A 7,097-nucleotide genomic window follows, 5' to 3' on the forward strand; every position below is an offset into this window, starting at 1 on the left:
CTTGCCGTCATGCTCGTCCATCGGTTTGGTGTCGAACGTCTTGTTCATGTACGAGTGCTGCTGGGCCAGACCAAATTCCGAGGCCATGCCGGAACCGGTACCGCCGCCGGCACTGAAGATCGAGAAATACAGGCGCGATTGGTTGGCCTTGATGCCGCAGCTGTCGATCAGGTACGAGTGGATCATTTTCCAGTCAGGGCTGGAGAAACGCTGGGTGTCCTTGTTGAGGATGATCTTCGCCAGATACTGGCCGAGAATCGGCGCGTTACCGGCGCCACCGGCGTGGACTTCGGACAAGTCCATGATCTTCATTTTGCTGTAGTCGCGCAGGAAGCCGCTTTTTTCGCCCTTGCGCGAGAAACGGATGCGCCCGGCGATGTCCTTGTCGAGGTCGCCGAGCATCACCAGCGGTTCAACCAGAAACACCGGTTTGCTCGCTTTGCTGTTGCCGATGCGCAGGTTGTTCTTGATCCACTGCGCCGGGCTGTAGCCTTTTTCGGTGGCGCGTCGGTCATTCGACGGGCGATCTTCGTTGTTGAATTCGTTGAGGTAGAACTTGCGCGCGTTGTACACCAGCTCCGCCACGTCGAGGGCGATGTTCGAGCCGCAGCGACCGAGGCCGATCAGGCACACCGACGGAAATTCCTGATCGTTGTGCTGTTCGTTATCGCCTTCCAGGTGCGGCGGGCGCGGGAACACCATGTCGCGCAGGCCGTCGAGGTTGTCGAGGATGCGGTCGGTATTGGTTTCGGTGAAGTACAGGTATTGCTGGGTCGACAACGGGCGCGAGGGAACCAGCGGTTTGGGCGATGACGGGCTGTTGGCGGCGGGGCTCGGATTCAGATCGGAGACCGCAGTGGCGGTATTGTTTTTAGAAGTCATTGGGCGCCATTTACCTGGTACTGGGTTGGCTCGCAGACCAATGTCAGCGAACCTCACGGAATAAGAGCTCGCGTCTTGTTTGCGCGAATTTGGCCCGGGCGTCAGGGACTTGGCCTGACGGTCGCTCGGGGGAATCCTTTCCTGATCGCTGATGAATCGGCCATTATTCGGCGATCTTTAATCAAAAGGAGGCTAAATGATGTCAACGCTACCTTCGTTGGGGTTCGCCGGAATCGGTCTGATGGGCTTGCCGATGTGCCGCCGCTTGCTGGCCGCCGGTTACTCGCTGAGCGTGTGGAACCGCAACCCGGACAAATGCGCGCCACTGGTTGAGGCCGGCGCCCGGCAAGTGGCGACCCCGGCTGAACTGTGCGCACACGCCGACGTGGTGATGCTGTGCCTGGCTGATACGGCGGTGGTGCGCGAGGTGGTGTTCGGCGCGGGCGGTGTCGCCGAAGGTGGCAAAAGTGGCCAGTTACTGGTGGATTTTTCCAGCCTGGAACCGACCGCGACGCGCGAGATGGCCGCTGAACTGGCGCAGAAAACCGGCATGTCCTGGCTGGATTCCCCGGTGTCCGGAGGCGTGGTCGGTGCCGAGGCAGGCAGTCTGGCAATTATGGTCGGTGGTGAAGCGGCGGATCTTCAGCGAGTGCGCCCGGTGCTACTAAACCTCGGTCAGCGCGTCACGCACATGGGCGGCGTGGGCGCCGGTCAGGTGACCAAGGCCTGCAATCAAATGATCGTCGCCTGCAACGCGCTGGTGATTGCTGAAGTGGTGGCGTTGGCGGAAAAAGCCGGCGTCGATGCCAGCCTGATCGCCGAAGCATTGGCCGGCGGTTTTGCCGATTCGAAACCGTTGCAGATCCTCGCCCCGCAAATGGCCGAAAGCCGTTTCGAGCCGATCAAATGGCACGTGCGCACGTTGCTCAAGGATCTCGACACCGCGGTGAAGTTTTCTCGCGAACAGGGCTCGGCCACGCCGATCAGCGGATTGGCCGCACAATTGATGCGCCTGCATGGGGCGCAGGGCTTTTTGGCGAAGGATCCAGCGACGCTGGTGCAAATGTACCGCGCGCCAGAATCAACGGATTGACCGCATGGGACTGTTTGCGCTGATTGATTTCTTCCAGCACCGGGCGTAATTCGTCGAGCGGCACCGGGCGGCTGAGCAGGTAACCCTGAATGAAATCGCAGCCCGAGCGTTCGAGAAATTCGTACTGCTCCAGGGTTTCGACGCCTTCGGTGACCACCTGCAAATGCAGGGTGTGCGCCATGACGATGATCGCCTGGACGATCTCCATGTCCGCCGTGGCATTGGGAATGTCGATGATGAACGAGCGATCGATTTTCAGCGTATTCAGCGGCAGACGCTTGAGGTAGGCCAGCGACGAATAGCCGGTGCCGAAGTCATCGATCGACAGCGACACGCCGAGGGCGCGGATCTGCCGCAGCAGCACCAGGGTGTTGGCGATATTGCCCATCAGCGCATTCTCGGTGACTTCCAGCTCCAGCCGTTCCGGCGCGACACCGGCAGTGCGTAAGGCGTTTTCGATTTCGTCAGCCAGTTCTTCGCGGCCAAGGTTCAGCGGCGAGCAGTTCCAGGCGATTTTCAATTCGTCGCAGCCGTGGCGCGACAGTTCGCCCAAATCCTTACAGGCGCGGCGCAGCACCCAGTTGTCCAGTTCGGCGATCAGGCCATTGTTTTCGGCGATGCTGATGAAGCGATCCGGCGTCAGCAGGCCGTTGACCGGGTGCTGCCAGCGGATCAGCGCTTCAAGCTTGGTGACTTTGCCGGTTTTCAGTTCGAAGATCGGCTGGTAATACAGCATCAAACCGTTTTCTTCGCGCAGGGCATGACGCAGTTCTTCTTCGAGTTGCAACTCCATGGTCGCGCGGTTTTTCAGGTTGGAATTGAAAAAATGCAGGCCGTTGCGCCCGGCACCTTTGGATTGATACAGCGCCAGATCGGCGTGCTTGAGCAGTTCTTCGCAGGTGGTGCCGTCATCCGGAAACAGACTGATGCCGATGCTGGTGGTCATCACCATGCGCCGCCCGGCCAACTCAATCGGCTCCTTCATTTTTTGCATGATGCGCTGGGCCATGCTGCGCGCTTCTTCGCGGTCATGCAGGCCGATGAGGATGCAGAACTCGTCGCCACCGAACCGCGCGACCACGTCTTCATGGCTGCGCACCGAGCCTTTGATGTGGTCGGCGATGACTTTCAACAGCGCGTCGCCGGCGTCATGGCCGAGGCTGTCGTTGATGCGTTTAAAGTGGTCGATGTCGAGAAACATCACCGCGAGCATGCCGCCCTCGATGGCTTTCTGATTGAGCTTCTCGGCGAAGATCTGATTGAAGCCGCGACGGTTGATCAGGTTGGTCAGTGCGTCGTAATTGGCCACTTGCTGCAGCGACATGCGCGCCTGGTCGAGCTGGCTGAGCAGGGCGTTGACCCGGCGCAGGTCATGCTCCTTGTGTTGCAGTTTTTTATCGGCGAGTGCGGCGCTGATTGCACTGCCGAGAATCAGCAAGGTGATCAGGGCCACGGTCAGGCCCAATTGCAAATGGCTGGTTTCGGCGGTCAGTGTCGGCGTGCTGACCTCGGGCAAAATCAGCTTGAGGGCGGCCATCCCGGTGAAATGCATGCTGAAGATGCCGGCGCCGAGGATCAGTGCGGCGCTGTATTTGAGTACCTGATGAAGTAAACCGCTGCCTTCGCGCAGATAGCCTGCCACCCACAGAGCGGCGAAACTGGCGCCGATGGCGATCACCACTGACAGGGTGAACAGTCCAGGATCGTAGTACGCGGTGGCGGCCGATTGCATCGCCGCCATGCCGACGTAATGCATGCCGGCAATACCCAGACCGATGACGATCGCGGTTTTCAGGTAGAGCACCAGGCTGGGCTGGGATTCGCTCAGGGTGTGCATGGCCAGCCACGAGGCGAGCAGGGCGATCAGCAGGGAAAACAGGGTGATGGGCAGGTCGTACTGGATGTCGATCGGTGCTTGAAACGCAAGCATGCCGATGAAGTGCATGGCCCAGATGCCGCCGGCCAGGCAGGTCGCGCCGATCCAGCGCCATAGTCGCTGTGAGCGCGGGTCTTCCGCGTGACCGACGCGTTCGGCCATGTCGAGGGTGGCAAAACTGGCGGCGCACGCGACCAGATAGGCCACCAGCACCAGCAGCGGGTTATGGCTGCAATTAAGAATGACCTGCCCGCTCTCCGGCAGCTCGGTAACAAACTGCAAACCAAGCCACTCCATAGCATGCCCCGTCTCTGAGTCGTCCTTACTGCGCGGCTAGCGCAGGCGAATGACTGGAGTATAGAGGCGGTTTTCGCAGAGCAAGCGGTAGTGGCACATTGGCGCTAATGATTTCGGCATTAGCGTCATAGCGATTGGCGCTAAAGGCTTAGGCAATCTGTTCGAAAGGGATTTGCGCCCAGTCCGGTTGCAGCGGCGGCAGGCCAAAACGTGCGCGGGCCTTGTCGCAATCGACGTTCTGCTCGCCGTTTTCCCACGACGATTCGAACTCGCGGCAGGGGCTGGAGCGCAATTCATAAATCGAGCACTTCACCTCGCTGCCGACTTCGCCGACCAACGCCGTGCAACGCGGCGATTTGCAGTCGGTGCCGTTCATCGCCACCCGGCTCGGGCTGATCTGCGTGACCAGGTCATCGGGCACCGTACCCCCTGAGGAAGCGCATTCGCCCCAGAAAAAAGACACGCGAAAATGGGAACAACAGGCACCGCAATTCAGACACGGACTGACTTCGGACATGGACGGGGGTATCAAAGGGATTGATCGGGAGATCCGGACGGATCCGGCGGCTATTCTAGGCTTCGCCACGGCGTTGGGAAGGGGGGCGCGAAACTATTTTTTTGTGGCAAGGTTTTGCCGCGAAGGCCCCGGTTTTCGGGGGATTCAAGCATTATCAAGGGCTTACGTTTCGTTACAGTGCCATGGCCCGATATCAGGCAGACGAATGATCACAGACAGCCCCCCTCAGGCTGACTAGATTGCAGGTTCCGGGCTCGGATGCGTTGGCAGTGAAGCCCTATAACAATAAAGAGACGGACCCATGCAGAACTCGACCCAAGCGGCGAATGCCTGGCGCATTCTGTTCCTGCTGTTCCTTGCCAACCTGTTCAACTTCTTCGACCGCACCATTCCGGCGATCATCATCGAGCCAATCCGCATGGAATGGCACCTCAGTGACTTTCAACTGGGCATCGTCGGTACCGCTTTCACCCTTGTTTACGCGATTGCCGGCCTGCCGTTGGGGCGCATGGCCGACACCGGCTCACGGCGCAAACTGATGGGCTGGGGCCTGGCGACGTGGAGCGCGCTGACCGCAGTCAACGGGCTGGTCGGCAGCTTCTGGAGCTTTTTGATCGTGCGCATGGGCATCGGCATCGGTGAGGCCAGTTATGCACCGGCAGCCAACTCGCTGATCGGTGACCTGTTCCCGGCGCATCGTCGGGCGCGGGCGATGGGCATTTTCATGCTCGGTCTGCCGCTGGGCTTGTTGCTGGCGTTTTTTACCATCGGCTGGATGGTCAAGGCATTCGACAGCTGGCGCGCGCCGTTCTTTATCGCGGCGGTACCGGGGCTGGTCCTGGCGATCTTCATGTTCTTCATTAAAGAGCCGAAGCGCGGCGCGGCGGAAACCGTGCAGGTTTCGCAGGAACGCGTCGACAAGCCTATTCGGCGGATTCTGGCCGTGCCGACCTTTCTCTGGCTGGTGATGGCGGGTTTGTGCTTCAACTTCGCGACCTATGCCTGCAACTCGTTTCTGGTGCCGATGCTGCAGCGCTATTTCCTCATGCCGCTGCAGGAAGCGGCCGTGGCAACTGGCGTGATCGTCGGCGTGACCGGACTGATCGGTTTGACGCTGGGCGGCTGGATTGCGGACAAGATTCACCAGCGCGTGGCCAATGGGCGGCTGTTGTTCGCGGCGTTCAGTCTGATTATTTCGACCCTGTGCACGGCGTGGGCCCTGCATTCCGGGCGCATCGAGATTGGTGTGTTTGTCGCGGTATTCAGTGTCGGCTGGCTGTTTGCTTACAACTTCTACACCTGCGTTTACACGGCGATTCAAGACGTGGTCGAACCGCGTCTGCGGGCGACGGCGATGGCGTTGTTCTTTGCCGGGTTGTATCTGCTGGGCGGTGGCTTGGGGCCGGTGGTGGTCGGTGGGTTGTCCGATCACTTTGCGCACACGGCGATGCTGGCGGCGGGGGCTGAGCAGATGACCGAGGCGTTCAAGGCAGTCGGGCTGCATGACGCGATGTATTTGATTCCGGTGGCGCTGTTTCTGACGATGGTGTTTCTGTTTCTCGCGGCGCGGTGTTTTGTGCGCGATGCGCAGAGGATGAAGGAAGGTTTGGTTGCGGTGGTTGAACCAGAGGTTGCAGTGGCGACTGCTTAAGATCAAAAGATCGCAGCCTTCGGCAGCTCCTACATGGGAATACATGATCGTTCCCACGCTCTGCGTGGGAATGCAGCACGGGACGCTCTGCGTCCCTTTCCAGAGCTGGAACGCGGAGCGTCCCTTGAGGCATTCCCACGTGGAACGTGGGAACGATCGGCCCGCATCGCTGCGGGCCTTGTTGTTTTCAGCAGGGGAGCAGGGCGGTTTAGCCCGCTACCAACACCCGAATCGCTTCCAGGCGCAACGCTGCTTTGTCCAGCATCGCCAGACCTTGCTCACGCTGTTGGCGCAGCGCATCCAGTTCGCTGTCACGCACAGTCGGGTTGACCGCTTGCAACGCGGTCAGGCGCGCCAGTTCTTCGTCGGTGTCGGCCGCCAGACGGCGACGGGCCTCGGCCACGCGCTCGGCGTGACGCGGGGCGATCTTGTCTTCACCGGCGTTGATCCGTGGCGTCAGCTGATCGCGCTGGGCCTGGATGAACTTGTTGGCGCTGGCGCGTGGCACGCTTTCCAACTGGTCGTTCAGGGTTTCAAAGGAAACCCGTGGCGACAGGTCGTTGCCATTGGCATCGAGCAGGCAGCGCAGGGCGGCCGGCGGCAGGTAACGGCCCAGTTGCAGCGCACGTGGCGCAACGACTTCGCTGACGTAGAGCAACTCCAGCAACACGGTGCCTGGCTTCAACGCCTTGTTCTTGATCAGCGCGACGGCGGTGTTGCCCATCGAACCGGACAGCACCAGATCCATGCCGCCCTGCACCATCGGGTGTTCCCAGGTGAT

At 60.3% G+C, this 7,097-nt stretch carries 4 protein-coding genes and 2 pseudogenes; 2 read left to right on the forward strand and 4 right to left on the reverse strand.

Annotation, left to right across the window (positions count from 1 at the left end; all coding sequences use genetic code 11):
- Positions 1-882 (reverse strand): annotated as a pseudogene (locus ACIP1X_RS05880) (hypothetical protein); the annotation flags it as partial.
- A gap of 196 nt (positions 883-1,078) precedes the next feature.
- Between ACIP1X_RS05880 and ACIP1X_RS05885 the strand changes: the two are divergent.
- A complete protein-coding gene (locus tag ACIP1X_RS05885; protein WP_400750262.1) occupies positions 1,079-1,975 on the forward strand; it encodes an NAD(P)-dependent oxidoreductase in 897 nt (298 codons plus the stop codon).
- On the opposite strand, the gene ACIP1X_RS05890 is transcribed toward ACIP1X_RS05885, so the two are convergent.
- Both ACIP1X_RS05890 and ACIP1X_RS05895 read right to left on the reverse strand, forming a co-directional pair.
- Positions 1,866-4,148, reverse strand: coding sequence for a putative bifunctional diguanylate cyclase/phosphodiesterase (locus ACIP1X_RS05890; RefSeq protein ID WP_400750265.1), 2,283 nt, complete (start codon positions 4,146-4,148; stop codon positions 1,866-1,868). The two genes, ACIP1X_RS05885 and ACIP1X_RS05890, sit on opposite strands and share 110 nt — an antisense overlap.
- 148 nt (positions 4,149-4,296) lie before the next feature.
- Positions 4,297-4,665 (reverse strand): YkgJ family cysteine cluster protein, encoded by a 369-nt coding sequence (locus ACIP1X_RS05895; RefSeq protein ID WP_122591563.1) that lies wholly within the window; start codon positions 4,663-4,665, stop codon positions 4,297-4,299.
- 301 nt (positions 4,666-4,966) lie between these two features.
- Here ACIP1X_RS05895 and ACIP1X_RS05900 point away from each other — a divergent pair, with 301 nt between their 5' ends.
- Positions 4,967-6,316 (forward strand): spinster family MFS transporter, encoded by a 1,350-nt coding sequence (locus ACIP1X_RS05900; RefSeq protein WP_400750268.1) that lies wholly within the window; start codon positions 4,967-4,969, stop codon positions 6,314-6,316.
- Positions 6,317-6,524: 208 nt separating this feature from the next.
- Here ACIP1X_RS05900 and ACIP1X_RS05905 read toward each other — a convergent pair.
- Positions 6,525-7,097 (reverse strand): annotated as a pseudogene (locus ACIP1X_RS05905) (RNA polymerase-binding ATPase); the annotation flags it as partial.

The sequence above is a fragment of the Pseudomonas sp. NPDC088885 genome, assembly GCF_044750025.1.
Classification (GTDB): Bacteria; Pseudomonadota; Gammaproteobacteria; order Pseudomonadales; family Pseudomonadaceae; genus Aquipseudomonas; species Aquipseudomonas rustica.